The sequence below is a fragment of the Anaerobacillus sp. 63XJN7_4_ISO-PGPR-S23-413 genome, assembly GCF_056173725.1.
Genome location: NZ_CM149688.1, coordinates 1,061,439 through 1,083,835 on the forward strand (window position 1 = coordinate 1,061,439; position 22,397 = coordinate 1,083,835).

Consider the following 22,397-nt stretch of genomic DNA (forward strand, 5'->3'; position numbering starts at 1 on the left):
TGGGAAATGGATAAGGAGTTTGAGGTTTCATAGCGAAATGAATAGAGGAGGTATTTCATTTTTCTAAGGAGTGTGATCGAATGGCTCAAACGGCGAAGCACGTGTTTGTGAATTTACCGGTCAAGGATCTCGATAAATCCATCGCTTTTTTCTCTGAAATTGGCTTTGAATTTAATCCACAGTTTACGGATGAGAATGCGACGTGCATGGTGATCAATGAAAATACATTTGTCATGTTACTTGTAGAGGAGTTCTTCAAGACATTCACGAAGAAGAATCTTACGAACGCCAGAGAATCAACGGAAGTCATTATGGCCCTTTCTGCAGAAAGCAATGATGAGGTGGATCAAATGGTGAATCGTGCGCTTGCAGCTGGAGGAAAAGCTTCGAATGATCCCATCGATCATGGATTTATGTATGCCTGGAGTTTTCAGGACATTGATGGGCACTTGTGGGAAGTGATGCATATGGATGAAAGTGCAATTGAGCAGGGAGAATAGCTTCATAAACCAAAACACCTCATCCGTTAGGGGATGAGGTGTTTCCGTATGCTTTCACTTATTCTGCAACGACAAACTCAAAGTTACCTTCGAATTTCACGTCTTTCCCAAGCAAGAACCCTCCTGTTTCCATCGCTGCATTATACGTCATGCCGTAAGCTTCACGATTCACCTTACCGGAAACGTCAAAACCAGCTACTGTGCTACCGTCAAGTGGGCTTTTTGATTTGCCATTGTATTCGACCGTGAACGTTTCTTCTTTCGTTACGCCTTTAATAGTAAAGTCGCCAGTAACGTCATACTCTCCATCATCTTTCTTTGCAATAGACTTACTTTGGAATACCATATTTGGGTATTGATCTGCTTCAAAGAAATCGCCAGAGCGAAGATGACCGTCACGATCTTCGTTACCTGTATCGATTGATTTTACAGAGATAGTGACTTTAATGTTTGCGGAAGTCAGGTTATCAAGATCGCCGTTGAAATCGACGTCAAAGTCAGTAAATTCACCTTTTGCTTTTGAAACCATCATATGCTTGATTTGAAAATCTAAACTGCTGTGAACCTTATCTAGTGTTAAAGTAGCCATTGAAAAATTCCTCCTCAGGATTGTTGCTTTTTAGTATAGATTAAAGATAACGTAAATTTATCTCGAAGTCAAGATACTTTAAGTTAAGATATTATAAATATTCTTTCAATATTTCGTGCAACTTTTTATCCACGTTTGAAACGTCTTGCCTCATACTAAAGCCTCTTTTTAGTCATAATCCGGTAGTTAATTGGAAGGAATTTGGATTTGTCGGGTTTACTGAATGGAAAGTGGTGTCATGATGGTAAGTATAAAGGGAGAAAAGGAGCTGTTTCGATGAAAAGATGGACGATTCTTTTACTAATGATGAGTGTACTACTTGTGTTAGCCGCCTGTGGAGGAGGTAACGAAGAAGGAACAACAGATAACGAACCTGAAACGACAACGGAAAATGCTGGTGAAAGCGAGCAGGAGCAAATGGATACGATCACTGTGACTATGAAGAATCAGGACGATGAAGAGATTGGGACGGCCGAGTTGATGGAACATGACGGCGCAACGATGATCAGTCTTGATGTTAGTGATTTACCAGAAGGAGAGCACGGTTTTCATATTCATGAGACTGGATCATGTGAAGCGCCAGATTTCAAATCGGCAGGCGGTCATTATAATCCCGGTGATATGGATCACGGTACGGAATCCGAAAATGGACCACACGCAGGAGATATGGAAAATATCCAAGTGGCCGAAGACGGAACACTACAAACCGATATTATGAATGATAAAGTAACCCTAAAAGCAGGAGAAGAAAATTCGCTGCTAAAAGAAGGCGGAACAGCCATCGTCATTCATGCCGGTGCAGATGATATGGAATCACAGCCATCAGGAGATGCCGGAGATCGAATTGCGTGCGGTGTGATAGGTGAATAAGTGAGAAAAGGTGAAAAAGGATTTCATGGGTTTTGAGCCGTGGATCCTTTTTTATGTATTTCAAGCTATGGAAAACAGAGGACAAGTAGGAGGAAGGGCGTTTGTGAGCCGCCCTTATTTGTTGTTTGGACAATAAAATCATATTATAGCCAATATACAGCGATAAGCATCGCAAAAGCCACTGATTCCGTGGTGGGAGAGCGCTACTTTATTAAAATGTAAGATTTTCATACATGAAAATTAAAAATTCGCAGAAAATTCAGGGTTAGTACTTTGATATTAGGGTATTAAGATAGAGTTAACTCGAAAACATTTGTTTTGCCTTCCAAAGGAAAGCTGAAATGAAACTTTCTCATTCGTATAAACAAATGTTTGTTAATACGAGTGAAAAGACAGTTGATCAAAGAGGGTGAAAGTTCGTTCGTAGGTTGGTAATTTGTACCTAATTTGATACAATGATGAAATTGAATGAAAAAGGAGGTTATCGTATTGGACAAGTGGATGAAATTTCTCGAGGTAAACGCTCCTCGTATTTTTGATTTAGCGATTGAGCACACGATACTCGTCGGCTTAGCGATCATTGTTGCACTTATCATTGGCGTCCCTCTAGGCATTTACTTAACAACAAATGATTATTTAGCTGAGACGATTCTGCAAATTGCTTCTGTCATGCTTACGATTCCGAGTATTGCTTTATTCGGTATTATGATTCCGGTCTTCTCGATCGTCAATCAGGGAATTGGTTTTGTTCCAGCTTTTGTAGCACTGGTTCTGTATTCGCAGCTCCCCATTATACGTAATACATATACCGCCATTCGTAACGTAAACCCTGAAATGCGAGATGCAGCAAAGGGTTTAGGGATGAAAACGAGTCAGCGACTGCTTCGCGTCGAAATTCCGAATGCGTTCCCCATCATAATGGCAGGTATTCGAACAGCCGTTGTACTTAACATCGGAATCGGTGTCATCGCTGCTTATATTGGTGCAGGAGGACTCGGTGTTCTTATCACTCAGGGCATTTCACGTGGGGACAATTACTTAATTATTAGTGGCTCAATTGCCGTTGCCATTCTTGCTATGATCGCAGATGGTATCTTGTTATGGATTCAAAAACGCTATACACCAAAAAGCATTGCGAATTAAGGAGTGAGGTGAAGAAATGATTACATTTGATCAAACAAACAAAACATTTGAAGGCGGCGTAACAGCTGTGAATGGTGTAGACTTCACCATTGAAAAAGGACAAATTGTGGTTTTATTAGGACCGTCAGGCTGTGGGAAAACAACCCTGCTTCGAATGGTGAATCGGTTGGAATCGATTTCAGATGGAAAGATCACTATTGATGGTGAAGATTCTATGTCTTTAGATCAAATTGCTCTTCGAAGAAAAATTGGCTACGTCATTCAAAGCAATGGTCTATTTCCGAATATGACGATTGAAGAAAACGTGATGATTGTTCCCGACCTTTTAGGTTGGAAAAAGAAAGAGAAGCGCAATCGTTTTAATAAATTGATGGAAATGATCGGATTAAGCGGTGAGAAATTTGGTAAACGTTATCCGCATGAGCTTTCTGGAGGACAGCAGCAGCGTATTGGTGTTATTCGCGCATTAGCAGCTGACCCGCCCGTTATGCTAATGGATGAGCCATTTGGCGCACTGGATCCGATTATTCGTGAGAAAATTCAAGATGAGTTTCTTCAAATTCAGCGTGAAGTAAAGAAAACAATTCTTTTCGTTAGTCATGACATTGACGAAGCGATTAAAATGGCAGACAAAATTGTTCTTTTGCGCGGTGGGGAAGTGATGCAATATGATACGCCATCTGAAATGCTTGTTCGTCCTAAGAATGAATTTGTTCGTGAATTCTTCGGGAAAGACCGTGCAATCAAGAGCTTAAGTCTTCATACCATTCAAGACATTCAAGAAATCATTGGTCTTGTTAATGAAGACGAAACGATTGAAGATACCATTACGATTAATGTTCACCACGATTTACGAAATACGTTATCCATGCTTCTAAATCAAGAAGCGGATCAAGTCATTGTAGTTGATGATGATGGTAACAAACTTGGCGCCATTACGATTGATCTCGTTCAAAAGTATCTTCATTTTGAAATTAAGGCAAAGCCTACCCTGGTGCAGAAGGGGTGATTTGATGAATAAGAAAAAAGTTATGAGCCGTATTGTAAGCTTTCTTGTCTACGGAATAGTGGCCGTGTTCTTTATTTGGGCCATCAGCAACAGCTATTTTGACTATATTTTCAGTCAAACTAGTACGTTTCTTCACTTATTGAAGCAGCATATGCAGCTTGTACTTGTTTCTTCTTTCTTAGCGGTCATCGTAGCGCTACCTGTTGGTATTCTTGTCACGCGTAAAAGCTTTCGAAGAGCCGAGTGGGTCGTTTCAAATACGGTCAACCTTGGTCAAACGATTCCAAGTCTTGCTGTTCTTGCTTTGATGATTAGTATTCTAGGTATCGGATTTAATACGGCAGTATTTGCCCTATTTATCTACTCGCTGTTACCGATGTATCGGAATACGGTTGCGGGAATTGATTCCATCGATGAGAATTTAATCGATGCAGCAAGAGGAATGGGCATGAAGCCAATCCAAATACTCTTTCGAATTGAATTACCGAATGCATCGTATTCGATTCTTGCAGGTATTCGTACAGCCGTCGTATTAAATATCGGAACGGCTGCACTTGCTTATGTTGTCGGCGGTGGCGGACTAGGCGTATGGATCTTTACCGGCATCCAGTTATTTGATAACGGTTATTTAATTTCTGGTGCTATTCCAGTAACCTTACTAGCTATTTTTGTAGACTATCTTCTTCGATTACTTGAACGAAAGATTGTACCAAAGGGATCTAGACCACCACAAGAAACGTAACGACAGGAGGTGTTTGTATGAAAAGAAAACTATTTCGTATTATCGGAATCATTTCCATCCTTTCCATGCTAGCCTCGTGCTCAAGCGTAGGGATTGGCGGGAAACAGATTTCGGTTGGTGGCAAGAACTTTACAGAGCAATACCTACTTTCCGAAATGACCGCTTTTCTTCTAAAGGAGGAAGGGTTTGACGTGAAGCAAATGAACAACCTGGGGAGTACCGTTGTTCGTAAAGCGCTCGAAAATAGTCAGGTTGATATGATGTGGGAGTATACCGGAACGGCACTCATTACATATATGGGCGAAGAGCCGATTGCTGATCCAGTGGAAGCATTTGAGAAGGTCAAAGAGTTAGATGCCAAGAATAATGATATCCATTGGATGAACATGTCTAATGTTAACAACACCTATGCTCTCGCTATGAAGAAAGAGCAGGCAGAAGAATTGGGGATTGAATCGATTAGTGATTTAGCGAAGTATGTGAATGAAAACCCAGGAGAGCTAACGATGGCCTCAGACGCAGAGTTTGCGAATCGACCTGATGGATTGCCTGGCGTAGAGAAAACATACGGGTTTGAATTTGATTCCAGTCAAATTAAACTAATGGATCTTGGTTTAACACAAAGGTCTTTAGACAATGGGCAGGTCGATGTCTCGGTCGCATTTGAAACAGATGCTACTATTGTCGAGTATGACCTTGTTACCCTGAAGGACGATAAAACCTTCTTCCCGCCATATAGAGCGGCGGTTAGTATCAATGAGGATGTATTCGAAAAGTATCCAGAAGTGGAAGAAATTACAGCGCGTTTAGGTGAAAAACTAAACAGTGATATTATGCGTGAGTTGAATTATAAAGTCGATATTGAAGGAAACAGCGTCTCTGTTGTTGCCCATGATTGGTTAGTAGAGAATGGTTTACTAGATGAATAATAGTAATAAAAGCTCATCCTGAAGAAAGAATCAGGATGAGCTTTTTTATGTATGATGGAGAATACGCTCAATTATTGGCGAATTCCTAAGTTATCGTATAATTATTAAACTATTATGACGTTGTAGTAAAAAGTATGGATTATGAACGGGTTTGCATGATTTTGGTTTTAGTGTTTAAGAGAGTGGGAATTTCCTCCAAACAGGTCATAAAGGCTTCATTTTAGGAGGGTATAAAATGCATTTATATAATATAGGCTATGTTATCATGGCAGCCGTTTTGTGGGGGATTTCCGGGGGATTAGCCGGGATATTAATGGATAAAGGTTGGGATCCGCTGGTGATCTCATTCTATAGAGGATCGATAGGGTTTGTTTGTATTTTTGTATGGCTACTTCTTCATCGAAAAGGAAATAAAATAAAGTATTCAACGAAGACGATGATGTGGTCAGTACTAGCAGGATTAGCGGTCGCTGGGAATTTCAGTTTTTACTTTCTTAGTATTTCGGAATCTGGTGTAGCGGTAGCGTCAACTTTGATGTACACGGCACCACTGTTCGTGCTGTTTAGTTCATTTCTTTTTCGAATAGAGACCGTCACCCCATTTAAGGTCATTGCAATGGTTATTGTGATGGGGGGAATCAGTTTATTAACAAACGTTTATGAAACGGGACTTGGCAGTTTAAATATTCTTGGAATTACAAGTGGACTATTATCAGGTCTTTCGTACGCTCTGTTTATTTTTGGTTTTAAGAACGCTTCTAAAGAAGGCCGCCCGCCTTTTGTCCTTAGTATGGCTTTTGCGACATTTACCATTGTTATGTTACTATTTATTGACCATAAGGAAGCGCTCGACGCCTTGTTTTCAGAGGATCTGATTTGGTTCATCACTCTCGGTATCATCGGCGCAGGTATTTCTTTCTACTTATATATAGAAGGTTTGAAGAAAACGTCAGCATCCGTTGCAGCGATCATCGCGATGGTCGAACCGGTTACGGCTTCCCTATTTGGATTAGTTATTTTGGGAGAGGTTTTGACTTTAACGCAAAGTATAGGGCTTGTGATCATTCTTATTACGATTACACTTTTGAGTCGAAAACAAAAAAGTTAATAAAGGATCAGTGGGAGTAATCTGGATAAACAGAATCTTGTTACTAAAAATGGCCGGCACATCAATCGTATGTGCCGGCCATTTTCTCTCTATATTCTACTTATGAAAATGGGTGTAGTTATTTATCATCTTAACTAACCCTTACTTAGTATTCGTAAACCCACCATCGATGCGAATGACTTCACCATTGATGTATTGCGCTTTTGAAGTTAAGAGGAACGTTACGAGCTCAGCTACTTCTTCAGGCGTACCGAGACGCTTCTGAGGAATGCCGGATTCCGCATTTTCTTTCATTTTAGGATTCGCTTCATAGAAGTCCTTCACCATTGGAGTTGCCGTTGGTCCCGGAGCGATTGCGTTTGCGCGTAATCCGTCCTTCGCATATTCAGCTACGATACTTTTCGTTAGTCCAATAATACCGTGCTTTGTGGCAGAGTACGTGACTACAGAATCTTGACCAATCACACCGGCACTTGAAGCTGTGTTCACAATAGAACCTCCACCATTTTTGATCATAACATCAGCTACGTAACGAACACCATATAAGGCGCCCATCAAGTTAATGTCTACGATTTTTTCAATTTCTTCTACTTTCGTATTTAAGTAATATTCACCGCTACCGGAGATGCCGGCGTTATTAAAGAAATAATCAATTGAGCCAAAGGCTTCAACAGTTTTGTCGACGTAATTCTTTACTTCATCTGCTTTGGATACATCAGCTTTTATGAAAAGCGCATCAACACCTGCTTTTTTCGCCAGGTCGACCGTTTCATTACCGCCTTCTTCGTTAATGTCTACTGCAACGATATTAATCCCTTCATCTGCTAAACGAACAGCAGCTGCTTGTCCTAATCCACTTCCTGCACCTGTAATAACTGCGACTTTACTCATGCATAAAACCTCCTGATTAGTTGATTGAAGATGATATCTTGTTGCTATAGTACTAGTATAGACCTTTAGATTTTGAAAATAAAAGAAAGCGACTTGAGGGAAGCATATTGCGAGCTACCTCGATACATACGGATTTCCAGTCACCCAGAATCTCCACGGATAGTCACGAGCTTCTCCTGAGTTATCAATTCCGATTCGTTTTCCTTCAGAGATGTGATCTGGTGTATAGCCATGTTGAATATATAGGGGAGGGCGCACTAAGGCGTGCCCATAATCGCTTGGATCAATCCCTAACGCTTTAGTTAATTTTCCGGGACCATCCGTCCATTCCTTTTGTTTTCGTCCAGGTCTTCGCTGCTCCATTAAGTCTAATCCTTTAACAGGTTCAACGGCACGAACGAGAATCGCTTCAGGGACATCGGTGTCAGCACTGACCACATTGAATAAACAGTGCGTGTGCATCACGTACGTATAAGCATTCCCTGCAGGCCCGAACATCACTTCAGTGCGTTTCGTTCGTTTGTTGTTGAAGCTATGGGCGGCTTGATCCTGTGCGCCCAAATATGCTTCTGTTTCCACAATATAACCGGAGGCAACTCCTTCATCCGTTTCCTTCACTAACTCGCATCCGAGGAGAGCCTTCGCTAGTTCTAATGTCGGTTTTTGGTAGAATTCTCTAGGTAAAATAGACATGTTCGTTTCCTTTCGTAAGTCGTTATAGTTGAAAGAGGGTCTTCTTTTTTTGTAAGCTCTACACATTAGTTTTCCACAAGCCTACGTTGGCTAAACGAAGAGCGGCGTATGGTTCGAATGGTTCATAAAGGATCATAGAAATACAAATTGTGAAACATTCAACATACTTATGAATTAAAGCTAGATTATAAAAGGAAGTGAAGATCATGGATTTATTTAAAAACACCGGGAAAGTTTCGATCGTAACTGGTGGCGGTAGCGGAATCGGTCGCCTTATGGCAGAAACGCTTGCAGAAAGCGGATCAAAAGTCGTTCTGCTTGGACGTTCACTAGAAAAGGTTGAAAATGCAGCTGCGGAAATCGCTGATCAAACTGGCGCAGAAGTTAAAGCCTATTCATGCGATGTGACAAGTAAGCAGGACATTGAGAAAGTAACCGCAGCAATCAATGAAGAGTATGGACAAATTGATATTCTCGTTAACAATGCAGGAACGAATGCACCTGGCACGATCGAAAATCTCGACGAAGATGGCTGGGATAAAGTGATGGATACTAATGTGAAGTCTGTCTTCTTTATGAGTCAGGCAGTTGTGCCATATATGAAGAAACAGGAATATGGTCGCATCATTAATACCGCTTCTGTTGCAGGAGATGTAAGTCTATTCTTCAGCTCAGTCTATGGGACAAGTAAAGCAGGCGTTATTCACTTAACGAAGCAATTAGCTAACGAATTAGCTGAAAACAACATTACCGTAAATGCGATCAGTCCATGGATGTTTAAGACGGATTTCATTAAAGATTCCTTAGAAGACCCAGTGTTTAAAGAGATGATTAATAAAAGAACGCCAATGAAACGAATTGGAGAGTTGGATGAACTGAAAACATCCGTTCTTTACTTCGCTTCTAAAGGATCAAGCTACATTACCGGACAAAATATTTTCGTTGATGGTGGCGTCACAAATTACGGATTGTAAAAAGAAAACGGATTTCCTCACTTATGAGGGAATCCGTTTTTTTAATGAATTATTCCTTAGTACCTTCAACAGAATTCAAATAATGGTCGTGCGATTAATCGATCGTCGCCCACATTTCTTCTGGATTTAGTTCGTAAATGTTATTTTCTCGGTACATAAAATGATTGATAATAAATTCTCGACGAATGGTTGCGAAGTCGGGATGGAACTTTTTGATATACTCATTTATTTCTTTCTCAGGGTACTTTTTCCCTTGTTCTAATCCGTTGATCAAGTGCTTAAGAATAATGATTTTTTTCTTTCGTTGAGAAGGGAGGTGCTTGAGCGTACCATCTGGTGCTAAGAAATTATTAATAACAGCTTGCGTTTTCACAGAATCGTCCTCCTTATCGTAGTCAGGCTGGTAAAGCATAGTGGGCAGGGCTTCTGAATAAGAGCGGAATTTCTTCTCATCTATGTAGTAATAGATGGTGTTTTTATCCTTACGTGGATAAACAATGCCGGTGTCTCTTAATTTCGTCATATGATGAGTGATCGTAGGTGCTTTTAATCCAAGTTTGCCAGCGATGGCTTGGCCGTGGAGAGGACCTTTAGCGAGCAACGAAAGAATGCGAATCCGAGTTGGATCCCCGAGTGTTTTATGGAAATTAACTAATCGGTTTAACTGCAATATACGACCCACCTTTCTATAAGTTAGATTATCATCTAATTAGATACTAATCTAACTAGAGTTGTTCGTCAACCAATGAACCGTTCACATATTGCCTGAACTGGTTTCCAATTCGTTACATAGAAACCTCTATATTGTCTTCTCTGAAATAATACTGAAATAATTATTATTGAAATGTATTTTGTATTATTTGTTGCGAGTTAAAAGGGGAAATACTTTTTAGATGGTAGGGTGCCAAGATTGTAGTACGAAATGACTGCCCTTTACACTCAATTATATCAAGTCATCAGACGATAGATGGTTAGATTTTCATGTGATTTCTATAAAAAGAATATTTTTCCAATCATTAAATGTTCTAGACCAAGCTTATCACGTAAAGCTCTAGAAAGTTATTGGGAAATGTTATGGCAACATAGTGAGTATATGGGCGTATCGTCTTACGGATTTCCCAATACAACCTCCAGAAATTCTATGATAGGCTACTAGTGTATTCAAAATTCAAAACATTCCGAGAAGGGGAGGAGATTTTTTGAAAAAGGGAATCGCCGTCGCACTTGCGACAGGACTTGCATTTGGGGGCGCACTACCAACCGCATCAGCCGCATCGCCAAAGGATTTGAATGTGGATCAGAAGCAGGCACTTGAAAAGATGGAGATTGTAAAGGAGAGCTGGGAAAAGGAACGGAAAGTGCCATCTTTCTTATCTGGTAAACTATCAGAACAAAAGGTTGCGAGTGAAGGAGATGTCCAGCAATATCTACAGGAAAATGAAGCCTTGTTCCAGGTGAATGAGAATGATCTTAAGCTGATCGATCAATCGAAAGATAAGCTAGGCATGACTCATTACACATATGTTCAAACGGTAAATGGAGTACCACTTGATGGAGCGACATTCATCGTACATACAGATAAAGATGGGGAAGTTGCAGCCGTGAACGGCAATTTGCATCCAGACGCTGTAAAGAAATTTGAAGGAAGTAAGAATGCGAAGGTATCTGAGGAAGAAGCGGTTAACACGGCATGGAACCATGTTGATGTACAACCTGAAACAAGTCTTCGTGATAATAAAAACATGACGGATAAGGGAGAAAAAGTCGTTTATAAGGACGGCGATCGCTATGTTCTTGCTTATAAAGTGCAGCTGAACTTTATTGATCCTTATCCTGCGAACTGGCAAATCTATGTGGATGCTCGCGATGGTTCCGTTGTAGAAGCGTATAATGCACTAGCTGACGGCGCCGAGACAGGAACAGGAACGGGCGTATTGGGTGATCAGAAAACGCTAAATACAGTATCACAAAATGGTAGCTATCTTCTTCGTGACGTGACAAAAGGTGGCCTCATAGAGACGTATAGTGCGAATAATGGATCAAGCCTTCCTGGCGCGATCGTAACAGATGATGACAATCAGTTTGTTTCTTCAGATCAAGCGGCAGCTGTTGATGCGCACTACAATGCAGGCGTTGTTTATGACTATTATGAGTCGACACATAATCGCGATAGCTTTGATGATAACGGTGCAACAATTCGTTCTACAGTTCACTATGGCTCAAACTATAACAACGCTTTCTGGGACGGAACGCAAATGGTTTATGGTGACGGCGATGGGACCACTTTTGCTCCATTATCAGCAGCGCTAGATGTTGTTGGTCATGAAATAACGCACGCGGTAACAGAACGCACAGCGGGACTACAGTATCGTAACCAATCAGGAGCACTGAACGAATCAATGTCAGATGTGTTCGGATATTTTATCGAGCCTGAAGATTATCTTATGGGGGAAGACGTCTATACGCCTGGTACACCTGGAGATGCGCTAAGAAGTCTATCGAATCCAGAAGCATACAACCAGCCGTCTCATATGGATGACTACGTTCAAACGTCTCAAGATAATGGTGGCGTTCATACGAACAGTGGTATTCCAAACAAAGCGGCATATTACACGATCGAAAGCATTGGGGATAGCAAAGCAGAGCAAATTTATTACCGTGCTCTCACCACATACCTCACTCCAACGAGTGACTTTAGTGACGCAAGATCGGCTTTCCTACAATCAGCAGGTGATTTATACGGCGCCGGATCTACTACGTACAATAGTGTCGCGTCAGCCTGGGATCAGGTAGGCGTTACTGAATAAAGATTTACGCAAAAAAAGGGCTCATGGCGAGCTCTTTTTTTGCGTGCAAGTGAAAGTTATTTCATAATGAGCTGCGTTTCAGCTTGTAGGTAACGATCAAATGAATCGGGTGTTTGATAAGGATCCCCGTTCACCAACTGATTGATATCAATGCTGAATTCATACGGGAATAAGCGTACGCTCCAATTCTCATCAGGGTGAATTTGATGACTATAACCCCCATTAACGTGAAGAGCATGTGTATTTAGTTCCTCGCTCTCTTGAATCACACCAGTAAGCGTTTGGATGATGCTACGAACCTTGTAGTCGCCCCAGTCATTTTTTAAGTTTTGACTTAGAACGACTCGTTCCGCTGGAGAAACATAAAAGGAATTTGCCTCTTCCGACGGGGTATTCGTATACTCGTAAGCGATCGTTCTAGTCTCCCCGGTTTCAATGTTCTCCGCAACGACAAGCTGCTTTCCGGTTAACGAGTTTGCCTCTATGTTGTAATCATCTCCAAGCTCAGGCAAAGCGAAGCTAATCACATCATGTAATCGCTTCTTGGGCACTTTCTTCCATTCCATCACAACATTTACGCGGTATTTTCCGTTTTCTAGTGCCTGTACATGTGTGGTCAAAAGCTTATGTGAGGTCTCAGCGCTATTCCATGTGGTTTTACTAGTTTGAGTGGATAATAGAAGGGTGTTTGTTTTCTCTCTATATTCTCTAGCATTGGATTGCCGGTTGTTTTCCGGTGAAGTTTTCGTTTTTTCAAGGGAGAATTCTTTGTTCACATTAGCGGCAAGCGTGTCTTCTATAGGAAAGAAGACGAATAAACATACTAAAAACAGGGATAATAACTTCTTCAAACAATCAACCTTTCATTTATTTCTTCATTAAGCTTAAAGGAAAATAAGAGAGGGTTCCAGGTCTAATCGAAAATATTTGTGCGATAGTGCTTTCATTAATTGTCTCGAATGAAAACTAATAATTGGCGAAAGATGGTATTATTTAGGTTGAGGGTTTTTATGATTAATATGGCAAACGGGAGGGGCCCATTTGAGGTATTTTATCGTGATACCACTAATCTTGTTAGGTAGTTTTTTGATAGGATTAAGAGTAAACGACTTCGGCAACATCGGTAATTTCCTCATGAATCTTATAGGGTTTGGCTTCGTGGGGTTAGGAGTTTTAATAAGCAGACGTAAGGGGTGGAAAGCTAGTTTATAAATGATAGAAGTACGTATGAAGAGGAGGTGGATGAGATATTAAAAAGAACTAGGATCGGTTTAGCGGTCGGAACGTTTTCTATAATTGTATATGCGAGTATTACGGAGGATTATGCGGCAATACCTTATATGCTGCTGTTTCTAGGCAGTCTTAAGTTGGTTATGGGGATAGAATGTTGTAAAAAAGAGGCTACGCCCTACTTAGGTTATTTCTTTTTCGTTACCGCACTCTTTAATTTTTATGTATCTATCAAGAGTTATCTAATAGGTTAGTGTTTTTAAGCGCTTTACGAAAGTGGAGGCACGGGAGCAATTCAATCTTTCTTGCTAGTGCGGTGACTTATTTTAAAAATAAGAAGGAGATGAACCATGCAATATGAAGCGAAAACACCAGAGGAATATTTCGAAAAGCTAGAGGATGATTGGAGGAAGGAAAAGCTCCTTACAGTACGACAGTATATACTCGAAAATGCTCCAGAGCTTGAAGAAGGCATTCAATATAAAATGCTTTGCTATAAGGGGAAATCGAGCGTGTTGTTTAATCTTAATGCTCAAAAGTCCTATGTAAGCCTTTATGTAGGAGATATTAAGAAAATTGATCGAGCAAGTGAATTATTGAATGGTTTGGATTGTGGGAAAGGATGTATCCGGATTAAAAAATCAATTGATTTACAGGAAAGCGGCGTGGAGGAATTTGTGAAAGAAGCGATTAATCAATGGCGAGCTGGTGAGGATCTTTCTTGTTAGAGGGTGGGGATAAGGGCTAGCCTGTGATAAGGTGTGAAACTTTCATTAAATCGATTCGTAAGTAGTAGTGTAACAAAAATGGAAATTTTGTTAATCATTGGATTGTGTTTGGCGAGAAAGGAGTTCATTTTGGGTAAACTACTTTTACTATTTGTTGTAGGGTTTATAGGGTTAGCTCTACGTTATTTGTTTCTAGGGAAATTCGAGATGAATCAGCTCTTGTTGCTAATGGTTTTTCCGGTGGCGGCTATATTGATTCTTTTTGTGATGAAGTGGCAGCATAAAAAGGATCTTGCTTTTCAGCCAGAAGCGGATGAAGAACGTATGGTGACACGCTTAGGAGATCGAGTCTCAGCAGCGCCGAAGCGAGTGTTTGACGGACAGGAACTTGTTGGAGAATACAAGCGATTTTATCACAAGCCGTGGAAGCGAGTTGTCGCAGATATTATGGACAGCCCAGGAAGATGGTTTCTTAATCTAGCGTTTTCGTCAGAAGATGGTCATCACATCGTTTTAAAAGGTAAAAATGAAAATAGCATTCGCGGAACAAATGAATGGCTGATTTTCTCCAATAACGATGAAGTAGGCAGCATTCAAATGGACTACTCAGTCAAAAATGTCGCCAAGTTAAAGGAAAGTCTCTATCTTAATTATTATGATCACACCTATCATTATCAGTCATTTGGAATTGGGTCTAAAACAGTGATTCGTAGAGATGACCATAAGATTGCTGAAGGGAAAAGAGCGGAATTAGGAAATTCGATTTACGAGTTAGATATGGTAGATACATATAAGGAAGAAGCTGACGTTTTATTTATGGGATTTGTGCTATTTAACTATCATTTTAGTCAGTGAGCTAGTTTTAAAAAGTGCTTTGGTGGTGAAGCTTGTGAACAATCATTTAGGATTGCTTTTTTATACTGCGATAGGATCTGTTGGCATGGCGTTTGTAGGATTAGGAATAATCAAGCTAGCCATCGTTTACGATGATCAACAAGGCTTCTGGATCGGTTTCTTAGGACTTTCGTGCTGTGCCATGTACTTTAGACATTTAGAAAGCCGGGTTGGTATTCATAGGAAATATCGCTGGTTAGGACACGGTTTATTTATCGTTGTGTTCAGTGTGCTATCAGTATGGTTGTATTTATAGCTGTTTGAAATGAGGAATGGGGGAATGTTGACGTGATGGAGATTGCACTTGTAGGCTTGTTAGCAGCTGTTTTTTATCTCGTTTTTCGAGTAAGTTCTCAAATGAATAGCCTTAGCGTACGAATGAAAAGTATGCACGATCACTTAAATCGTATGGCTCAGCATATGGATTTACCTGAACATCCGATTAATGATGAATTGCGAGAACTCATGAAGGAAGGAAAAACGGTAGAAGCCGTGAAAAAAGCGCGAGAAGTATTTGGGTTATCGCTGTTGGAAGCGAAGGAGTATGTGGACGGGGTTTGAAGTAAATTTAGGTTGTATTTTTATAGGCTAGTTTATCAATGAAACCAGAAAATGTGTCAAAAGTATTTGACACATTTTCTGGTTTTTATTAACATATAAGGTGTAAAAGGAATTTGACAGGATAGATAGAAGGGATAGAGATCAAAGGTGAAGAACAGCATTAAGATTTTAAGAGAAGGTAGTGGAATCTCACAAGGGAAGTTAGCGGAATTGTGTCAAGTCAGCAGACAGACGATCAATGCTATTGAAAACAATAAGTATGATCCAAGTTTAGAATTGGCATTTGCTATTGCTTTAGCTCTAGAAACAACAGTAGATTCACTCTTTAACTATCAAAAAACGCTAAAGAAAAGGGGATAAATGCAATGGATATCATTCTTGTTCTGATTATGGGATGTATCATGTCAGTGATCATTGTTTCAACGAAAAGAGTATCAGGTGATGAGACTGGCTTTTCAAAGGAAGATGAACGTCAAAAGAAAATATTAAGAGATGCCGCAATGTCGAGTTGGCAAGTTATTATGCTATATGCCTTGATTCGATTAACGAACTTGTTGCCATTCTTGGACGGTTTCACAGATCCTACGAAATTCCAATCTATTGCTTTCTTTTCGAATGGGGGAGATATCCTTCTAATTGCTGCCGTTGGATATGGTATGGGAGCGGTAACTTCGTATTTTCGTTATTCCTAAGTGATAAATCTAGATTGCTTTTAAAAGAAATAGAAAAAGGCATTCCTATATACAGTATTAAATGGAGTTGCTCACTTTTTAGAAATTAATTTTCTTTAAGATATAGTCGTTAATATTATATGAAAGCGAGAATGATTTTTTATGAGCTTATTTTTTGAAAAACGGAAGCCTTACAAAAGTGATATTGCCTTTATCTTACTAATGTTTTTGAATGTTATCGTCATGAGTCTAGATTATTTTGGGAACATTAGCTTTCCCTGGCTATACATGGTCATGATGGTATTAACCATTGCTCTGTTGATATTTGCTCTGGTTGAGAGAAAAAAGAGACGGGAATAAAGGTTCAGGTCAGAGAATTTGAAAGAATGGGTTGAAAAACCCCGTAACACGTTTATCTAGTTACGGGGTTTTATATGTTTATATCCTAAAGAAATGCAATGTTAGGAATTTAACTTACTTTAACGTCTTCAAAATCCGATCGATCAACGCCATCGTACGAATGTTATCTTTTCCATCTGAGCGGGGCGTCTCATTTGTTGTACAGCATGAGACGAAGTGTTGCATTTCACCGACAAAGCCGCGGAGATAGAGATCTCTCATAGAGCCTGACATCGTTGAGGCGGAAGGGCTGTAGACGGAATCGGATTCAGCCGGTGCTTTCCACGGGAGTTCGTTAAAGGGTTGAGATTTGTGCACGGTTAGGGTGTGAATCTCATCGGCTGAGGCGAACCCGTGATCAAACGTAACCGTCAGTTTCTCGCTTTCTCTAGACCAGGCTGTCATTCCGGTGAACGAAAGGGTGCCGACTGTTCCGCTTTCGAATTGAAGACTAATGCTTTGATTGACGTGTGAACTTGAGCTATTTTTAAATCCACTTACAGCTGCTGTTTCTCCAAATAGGTAGCGAACTAAATCAACGATGTGAATGGCAGCAAACTTTAGGAATTCTTCATCATTCTGGCAAAAGGGTGTTGTATCAACGGCGAATCGTGCTTCGAATGAACGAACTGATCCTAGTTCTTCACTTGTAATAAGCGAGTGAAGCTGCTCATAAATCGGCGCATAGCGCTTCATAAAGCCAACCATGAGCTTTACGCCAGCTTTCTCCGCAGCATCTGCCGCTAGTTCTGACTCTTCCGTTGTCATGCCGAGCGGCTTTTCGACATATACATTCTTTCCTGCTTGAATACAGTCCATAACAAGGGCTGCCTGGTCTGTTGGCTGTGCGACAACGATGACGCCGTCACATGATTCTTGTTCTAGCATTTTCTTGTGATTATCATACGGCGTTCCTTTGCTTCCAAAACGAAGGAGTGTTTGCTCTGAGCGTTCTAAGTTTCGTGTAGCAACAGCCGTAATCAATGCACCTGTTTCGACAAGAGCGGGATAAATGTTCGTCGTTGCATGAAAGCCTGCGCCAATCACGCAAATAGATGGGTTCGTCATATGTAGGCTCCTTTTATGTAAGCTATTATCGGTATAAGAATACCATTATGAGGTGGAGAAATACAAAGAGGGGGTCAGGTACGTACCTGACCCCCCTCTTATTTTTTGACCACTACATAAGGTCGCATCATTTCATAATCTTCATGCTCGAGAATATGACAGTGCCATACAAACAAACCTGCATAAGGTACGAACTTCATGATGATCCGAGTAATTTCTTTTGGGTTTGCTCGCACGGTATCTTTCCATCCCTGTTCATTGGGATCTGGCTTCATGCGTGGGCCGGTTGGTACGATTTTTCCTTGCTTTTCATACAGATTCTGATCATAAGGCTGCCGATCAAGAATTTGGAAGCGAACGAGGTGAAGATGAATCGGGTGAGTTGCGTGTGTGACATTGACTAAACTCCATATTTCTACATCACCTAACTGTGGTTTTTCACTGATTGGATCAGACCATAGCTGATTGTTTAATAGGTGAATCGATCGTTTGTATTGATCAGGTCTCATGTTAAGGAGAAGGTTTCGTTGGTTGTTTGATTGTTGTTCGTTTATGAGCTGGTACCGAGACAATGTCTGAGGAACTACGCTTTGATCGGGACGAGAGAGCTTCTTCTTCACACGGAACTGCATGATTACTCCCGTTGTTTTTGGATTCGGAGATTTCCCTTGAGGATAAGGGGATGCGGCATCGTTCATTAAGGTAATGGTTTCGCCTGCCGAGCGACTGAAATCAATAACGACGTCGACACGTTCAGCAGGAGCGATCAAAACGCGGGTGACAGGCACCGGCTTTCCTAGCAGCCCCTGATCTGTGCCGATTTGAACGATTGGGAGCTGTTTGGATAGGGAGAATCGATAGAATCTTGCGTTTGATCCATTTAGGATTCTAAATCTGTAATTCCTCGGCTCGACTTCCAGATAAGGCCATACCATCCCGTTAACAAGGTTGGCTTTACCGAAGAAATCTGGAAGGACCGATGGCGTAACGCCTTCGACAGGAGGGTCTGGCTCAGCAGGATAGTACAAAGAGCCATCACGATGGAAAGAACGATCTTGAAGAAGAAGTGGGATATCAAACTCACCTTCTGGTAGCCCGAGGGATCGCTCTTCTTCGTCATGAACGATATACATTCCAGCGAGACCCGCATAGATATTTAATCGGGTAATCCCCATCGCATGGTCGTGATACCAGAGGGTCGTAGCTGCTTGATGATTTGGATATTCATAAATGGGATCGGTGAAATAGGGTCCTCCCTGTTGAAATCCTCGAGTGAACCACGCCTCAGGATAACCATCGCTCGTATCAGGTGTTACCCCACCGTGAAGATGCACAACAGTACGAACGTCAGGAACGTTTGTGCCAGCCCCATGAACGGTGTGGTCAATTGGGAGAAAATGCTTTTCAGGTAGCTCGTTTTTCCAAAGAACACGAATCGGGTGATTTCGGTGAACTTGAAACGTAGGTCCAGGGTATTGCCCGTTATATCCCCAAACGCGTGTAGGTGGCAAATCGCGATGAAGCTTCTGAAAACTTTCCTTCATCGCCACTTCATAATAGGGAATCCCGTGATTTATCTTTACGGGTTGAATGATTGGCATGATAGGGAGGCGATCTACGAATTTTTCGAGCATCTGGACCACTCCTTTCGAAACGATGCATTTGTTCATCTTATGTTACAGAGAGAGGATCTTTCATTTCTTTTCCTCTTATTGAAGCTGAGAATCTTGTGAGATTAAAAAATAGAAGAACCCCTGCGTCTTGAAGAAACGGAGGGGTTTAGATAAGTTATAGATCTGCTCCTAGCGGAAGATCTACATAAGGTTCGTACCGCTTGCTGCTAGGCTTTAATTCATAAATTCGAATGGATTCTACTTTGAAGGTAGGATAGGGCGTGAGTTCCTGTTCTGCTAAAAGCTCCATATCCTTTAAATCAGATTTCGATATACCGTACTGTTCTTTGCCGAGAGTTAGATGCCCAACGTAGTCATCTAATTCAAAGTATTGCTTAATGAGCTCTTCGGGTGGAGAAATCGCCTTTACAATGGCTTCATGGAGCGAAAATAACGAATCGGAAATGACACTTAGATAGAGGATATTGTCACCGAAGTAGTGAGGTTCTGCTAATGCTACTGTGAACGGCTGTATCCTTTTACATACGTTCTCCACTTTTTTGATCCATTTCTTGTCGGGAGTTAGTCCGCCCTGTGCCTTCAGAGTAATATGTGGTTCTACTCCTAGGAAGTTGATCCATTTTCTTTGGAAATGTTCAACTTTGGCAAGATAGTCAGATGGTGGTGTGATACCGATAAAATATTGATTGGGCATGGGATTCAGTCCTTTTTGCACATTTCCTTTTATTGTATTTTATCACGAAGCATGCTTGGTTAGGATGTCCTTTTGTTAGAAAGAGAATAGATTTAAGGCGTGTCCGCATATGGAAGCTGTCCATAAACAAGCGTCTTCCCATCCGTAAAAGGGAAGACGCTTGTTTTGTTTAGTGATTTTTTATGAGTGACGCTTTTGGTTTATATTCAATCAGCTTATGCTAGCCGAAGACCCACATAGATAAAGTAAGCGATTACAGCGATGTTGAAAAATGTAAGCAGCAATCCGATCGTAGCCCATCCTTTTTTCTCATCGCTTGTTCGATAAACAACGAATGCCATTAATATCGAGAGCGCACACCCAACTAAAATAAAAATCATAATATATAGAGCGGCAGATTCGCCGGAGCTAGAAGATACCGGATCAATCAAAAACATGGCAAGCGTTGTAAGCGCGCTGATAAAGATGAAGAAAACCGTTCTCCAGGTTGTCATTTTAGAGCGATATGTCGTAAACATGTCGTACTCCTTTCTAGCCTGTTAAGTAGCTTACCCTCCATTATAGTGGAGTTAAAAGGAGATCACAAACCGCCATAGAGTGACGATTAGATGGAGTGGCCCGTTTCGACAATGTTCGAGTGAAAACGGGTGGTGACAGGCACCATCACTATGATACGGTTTAGATAGGAGGTGAAACATGGAAAATTTGATTTGGTTGTTATATTACGTTCTCATTCTAATAGTTCTCATTATTATTTTTCGGAAAGCGGCTGATTCTGAACACTATTTGTTCTTAAAGCTGATCGGCTATACGTTTCTTGGGGGATTTTCGTTGCAACTCAATGATTGGCGGCTTCCACTCGGCGCCCTCGTATACTTCTTGTTTTTCACTAAAACTAAAGTAAATGTGAAGGCTAAGAAGCGTGCTGTTTATGTAGGTTTATTTATCTTCGTAACCTCATCAATTGTTCCTTGGGTTCAAACGTTCTTGTATGAACAACCTCAGGAAGTCGCTCTTCTTCATACTAATTTCTATAGTGGCAGTTTAGCGGAAGAATGGAAGAACATACATAGTAAGCTCGGAGATGAAAATGATTCTTCAAAAGTAATCGATTTTAATATGGAAATCAGTGATGAAGGAACAATGAACGATTTCTATATGGTTGTAGAAGAGAACGCTTCTCCCGAGAAGGTTCACTACAATATTGAACTTGCAGCTAATGATAAGGAATTTATAGTAGAACGAACGAAGGTTGGAAGTGAGGGAATACATTTTGCGGGTCAAACGCTGACGGAAGCGGATTTTTTCTTGAAACAAATCGACCTTATAAAGAAGCCTATGCTTAAAGATAAGGATGTGGATGCTTACTTTTTAAGTGCGACCGGTCAACGAACAAATCACCCTCAGACGGATGACGAATCCTACAGAATTAGTACTGCCGGTAAGGAAAAGGTAGAAAGTAGTGAATTACCAGCTGATGCGCTTGTGGTCGATGTTTGTGATGCGGATTGCGATTATCGTGAGTACTTTCTTTTTGATCTCTTAGAGAAAAAGCCGCAAATCACGGAAGCTAATATCCTGGATATCGCTCAACAAAACTCTACCGAAGTAGAAAATTGGTTAGAGAGTCATACGGGGGATAACATTGGCTATGAGAAAGATGGAAAGTACATTCTAAAGAAGAATGGTGAAGAGAAGGTCGTTACTGAAGAGGAATACATAAGTGCATTTGAAGACATACCTCATACGAACATCGATCAAAATGATAATATGTGGGAAGTAACAGTGGAGAATCCATATGGAGAATCTCCCCATGAGATGAAGTTTTCTTTGAATGAAAAAAGTAGAATGGTAGAGTTGTTTTGGGCGAGATAATGGCTCACAAAAGGATGGCTTAATAAACAAACAGGCACAATCCAACTAAAAGGTTGGAAGTGCCTGTTTTTTGAAAATAGCGATTTATTATCATATACTAAGCACGTTTTTTTTCTTCACTTAACCTCACTATATTTCCACTATTCAACCCATGTTATCCCGCTGTTCATGATAATAACGCACGGCTTCTTTCAGCTTTTCATTTTCCTCTTTCAACTGATGAATCTCGCTTTTTTGCTCTTTAACACGTTCATGATAGATCCTCATCCCAAAGCATAGCATGATAAATGCGAAGTAGATCACAAATTCAAATGTGCTCATACCAGTAGCATACATGCACTCACCTCTTTTCGTAGTGATAGAGTAATTCTTGATAGGAATTTTCTAT

The 22,397-nt window shown here is 40.8% G+C and carries 27 protein-coding genes; 17 read left to right on the forward strand and 10 right to left on the reverse strand.

Annotation, left to right across the window (positions count from 1 at the left end):
* Positions 1-80 precede the first annotated feature (80 nt).
* Positions 81-500, forward strand: coding sequence for a VOC family protein (locus tag AC0VYO_RS05805; protein ID WP_475368607.1), 420 nt, complete (start codon positions 81-83; stop codon positions 498-500).
* Between the two features lie 58 nt (positions 501-558).
* Here the strand turns inward: AC0VYO_RS05805 and AC0VYO_RS05810 are convergent, their stop codons facing one another.
* The gene (locus AC0VYO_RS05810; protein WP_427391942.1) at positions 559-1,089 is read right to left on the reverse strand and encodes a YceI family protein; all 531 of its coding nucleotides are present in this window, start codon (positions 1,087-1,089) and stop codon (positions 559-561) included.
* 276 nt (positions 1,090-1,365) lie between these two features.
* Between AC0VYO_RS05810 and AC0VYO_RS05815 the strand changes: the two genes are divergently transcribed.
* From AC0VYO_RS05815 to AC0VYO_RS05840, 6 genes are all read left to right on the forward strand, one after another.
* On the forward strand, positions 1,366-1,959 hold the full coding sequence (locus AC0VYO_RS05815; RefSeq protein WP_475368608.1) for a superoxide dismutase family protein: 594 nt from the start codon (positions 1,366-1,368) through the stop codon (positions 1,957-1,959).
* A 489-nt stretch (positions 1,960-2,448) separates the two neighbouring features.
* A complete protein-coding gene (locus AC0VYO_RS05820; RefSeq protein WP_475368609.1) occupies positions 2,449-3,102 on the forward strand; it encodes an ABC transporter permease in 654 nt (217 codons plus the stop codon).
* Positions 3,103-3,118: 16 nt separating this feature from the next.
* Positions 3,119-4,111, forward strand: a complete 993-nt coding sequence (locus tag AC0VYO_RS05825; RefSeq protein WP_475368610.1) for an ABC transporter ATP-binding protein — start codon at positions 3,119-3,121, stop codon at positions 4,109-4,111.
* Positions 4,112-4,115: 4 nt separating this feature from the next.
* Positions 4,116-4,853, forward strand: coding sequence for an ABC transporter permease (locus AC0VYO_RS05830; protein WP_430244460.1), 738 nt, complete (start codon positions 4,116-4,118; stop codon positions 4,851-4,853).
* A 17-nt stretch (positions 4,854-4,870) separates the two neighbouring features.
* Positions 4,871-5,782 carry an ABC transporter substrate-binding protein gene (locus AC0VYO_RS05835; protein WP_430244458.1) on the forward strand — a complete coding sequence of 304 codons (912 nt, stop codon included), beginning with the start codon at positions 4,871-4,873 and terminating at the stop codon, positions 5,780-5,782.
* Between the two features lie 235 nt (positions 5,783-6,017).
* Entirely contained in the window at positions 6,018-6,890 is an 873-nt protein-coding gene (locus tag AC0VYO_RS05840) for a DMT family transporter (protein ID WP_475368611.1), read from the forward strand.
* A gap of 141 nt (positions 6,891-7,031) precedes the next feature.
* On the opposite strand, the gene AC0VYO_RS05845 is transcribed toward AC0VYO_RS05840, so the two are convergent.
* Both AC0VYO_RS05845 and AC0VYO_RS05850 read right to left on the reverse strand, forming a co-directional pair.
* Positions 7,032-7,781: an SDR family NAD(P)-dependent oxidoreductase gene (locus AC0VYO_RS05845; protein ID WP_475366852.1), complete on the reverse strand. Its 750-nt coding sequence runs from the start codon at positions 7,779-7,781 to the stop codon at positions 7,032-7,034.
* Positions 7,782-7,895: 114 nt separating this feature from the next.
* Positions 7,896-8,474 carry a DNA-3-methyladenine glycosylase gene (locus AC0VYO_RS05850; RefSeq protein WP_475368612.1) on the reverse strand — a complete coding sequence of 193 codons (579 nt, stop codon included), beginning with the start codon at positions 8,472-8,474 and terminating at the stop codon, positions 7,896-7,898.
* Positions 8,475-8,680: 206 nt separating this feature from the next.
* Here AC0VYO_RS05850 and AC0VYO_RS05855 point away from each other — a divergent pair, with 206 nt between their 5' ends.
* Entirely contained in the window at positions 8,681-9,448 is a 768-nt protein-coding gene (locus AC0VYO_RS05855) for an SDR family NAD(P)-dependent oxidoreductase (protein WP_475368613.1), read from the forward strand.
* Positions 9,449-9,542: 94 nt separating this feature from the next.
* Here the strand turns inward: AC0VYO_RS05855 and AC0VYO_RS05860 are convergent, their stop codons facing one another.
* Complete coding sequence (locus AC0VYO_RS05860; protein WP_475368614.1) at positions 9,543-10,118, reverse strand: DUF2087 domain-containing protein; 576 nt, start codon at positions 10,116-10,118, stop codon at positions 9,543-9,545.
* 529 nt (positions 10,119-10,647) lie between these two features.
* Here AC0VYO_RS05860 and AC0VYO_RS05865 point away from each other — a divergent pair.
* The gene (locus tag AC0VYO_RS05865; protein WP_475366856.1) at positions 10,648-12,255 is read left to right on the forward strand and encodes a M4 family metallopeptidase; all 1,608 of its coding nucleotides are present in this window, start codon (positions 10,648-10,650) and stop codon (positions 12,253-12,255) included.
* A gap of 56 nt (positions 12,256-12,311) precedes the next feature.
* Here AC0VYO_RS05865 and AC0VYO_RS05870 read toward each other — a convergent pair whose 3' ends face one another.
* Entirely contained in the window at positions 12,312-13,106 is a 795-nt protein-coding gene (locus AC0VYO_RS05870; protein WP_475368615.1) for a hypothetical protein, read from the reverse strand.
* A gap of 489 nt (positions 13,107-13,595) precedes the next feature.
* Between AC0VYO_RS05870 and AC0VYO_RS05875 the strand changes: the two genes are divergently transcribed.
* The 7 genes from AC0VYO_RS05875 to AC0VYO_RS05905 all read left to right on the forward strand — a co-directional run bounded on the left by AC0VYO_RS05875 (position 13,596) and on the right by AC0VYO_RS05905 (position 16,360).
* Positions 13,596-13,739: a DUF3953 domain-containing protein gene (locus AC0VYO_RS05875; protein ID WP_475367464.1), complete on the forward strand. Its 144-nt coding sequence runs from the start codon at positions 13,596-13,598 to the stop codon at positions 13,737-13,739.
* A gap of 96 nt (positions 13,740-13,835) precedes the next feature.
* Positions 13,836-14,213 (forward strand): iron chaperone, encoded by a 378-nt coding sequence (locus AC0VYO_RS05880; RefSeq protein ID WP_475366858.1) that lies wholly within the window; start codon positions 13,836-13,838, stop codon positions 14,211-14,213.
* A 129-nt stretch (positions 14,214-14,342) separates the two neighbouring features.
* Entirely contained in the window at positions 14,343-15,068 is a 726-nt protein-coding gene (locus tag AC0VYO_RS05885; protein WP_475366859.1) for a tubby C-terminal domain-like protein, read from the forward strand.
* Positions 15,069-15,102: 34 nt separating this feature from the next.
* Entirely contained in the window at positions 15,103-15,363 is a 261-nt protein-coding gene (locus AC0VYO_RS05890) for a hypothetical protein (protein ID WP_475366860.1), read from the forward strand.
* 35 nt (positions 15,364-15,398) lie between these two features.
* Positions 15,399-15,668: a hypothetical protein gene (locus tag AC0VYO_RS05895; protein WP_475367465.1), complete on the forward strand. Its 270-nt coding sequence runs from the start codon at positions 15,399-15,401 to the stop codon at positions 15,666-15,668.
* A gap of 147 nt (positions 15,669-15,815) precedes the next feature.
* Positions 15,816-16,028, forward strand: a complete 213-nt coding sequence (locus tag AC0VYO_RS05900) for a helix-turn-helix transcriptional regulator (protein ID WP_475368616.1) — start codon at positions 15,816-15,818, stop codon at positions 16,026-16,028.
* A gap of 5 nt (positions 16,029-16,033) precedes the next feature.
* Positions 16,034-16,360, forward strand: coding sequence for a hypothetical protein (locus AC0VYO_RS05905; protein ID WP_475368617.1), 327 nt, complete (start codon positions 16,034-16,036; stop codon positions 16,358-16,360).
* Positions 16,361-16,813: 453 nt separating this feature from the next.
* On the opposite strand, the gene AC0VYO_RS05910 is transcribed toward AC0VYO_RS05905, so the two are convergent.
* The 4 genes from AC0VYO_RS05910 to AC0VYO_RS05925 all read right to left on the reverse strand — a co-directional run bounded on the left by AC0VYO_RS05910 (position 16,814) and on the right by AC0VYO_RS05925 (position 20,652).
* Positions 16,814-17,806, reverse strand: a complete 993-nt coding sequence (locus AC0VYO_RS05910) for a Gfo/Idh/MocA family protein (RefSeq protein WP_475368618.1) — start codon at positions 17,804-17,806, stop codon at positions 16,814-16,816.
* Positions 17,807-17,904: 98 nt separating this feature from the next.
* On the reverse strand, positions 17,905-19,440 hold the full coding sequence (locus AC0VYO_RS05915) for a multicopper oxidase family protein (RefSeq protein ID WP_475368619.1): 1,536 nt from the start codon (positions 19,438-19,440) through the stop codon (positions 17,905-17,907).
* A 154-nt stretch (positions 19,441-19,594) separates the two neighbouring features.
* Complete coding sequence (locus AC0VYO_RS05920; protein WP_475368620.1) at positions 19,595-20,155, reverse strand: 2'-5' RNA ligase family protein; 561 nt, start codon at positions 20,153-20,155, stop codon at positions 19,595-19,597.
* A gap of 194 nt (positions 20,156-20,349) precedes the next feature.
* The gene (locus tag AC0VYO_RS05925) at positions 20,350-20,652 is read right to left on the reverse strand and encodes a hypothetical protein (protein ID WP_475366865.1); all 303 of its coding nucleotides are present in this window, start codon (positions 20,650-20,652) and stop codon (positions 20,350-20,352) included.
* A 178-nt stretch (positions 20,653-20,830) separates the two neighbouring features.
* On the opposite strand from AC0VYO_RS05925, the gene AC0VYO_RS05930 reads away from it, so the two are divergent.
* A complete protein-coding gene (locus AC0VYO_RS05930) occupies positions 20,831-22,009 on the forward strand; it encodes a hypothetical protein (protein ID WP_475368621.1) in 1,179 nt (392 codons plus the stop codon).
* 144 nt (positions 22,010-22,153) lie between these two features.
* Here AC0VYO_RS05930 and AC0VYO_RS05935 read toward each other — a convergent pair whose 3' ends face one another.
* On the reverse strand, positions 22,154-22,345 hold the full coding sequence (locus AC0VYO_RS05935) for a hypothetical protein (RefSeq protein ID WP_475368622.1): 192 nt from the start codon (positions 22,343-22,345) through the stop codon (positions 22,154-22,156).
* Between the last annotated feature and the right edge of the window lie 52 nt (positions 22,346-22,397).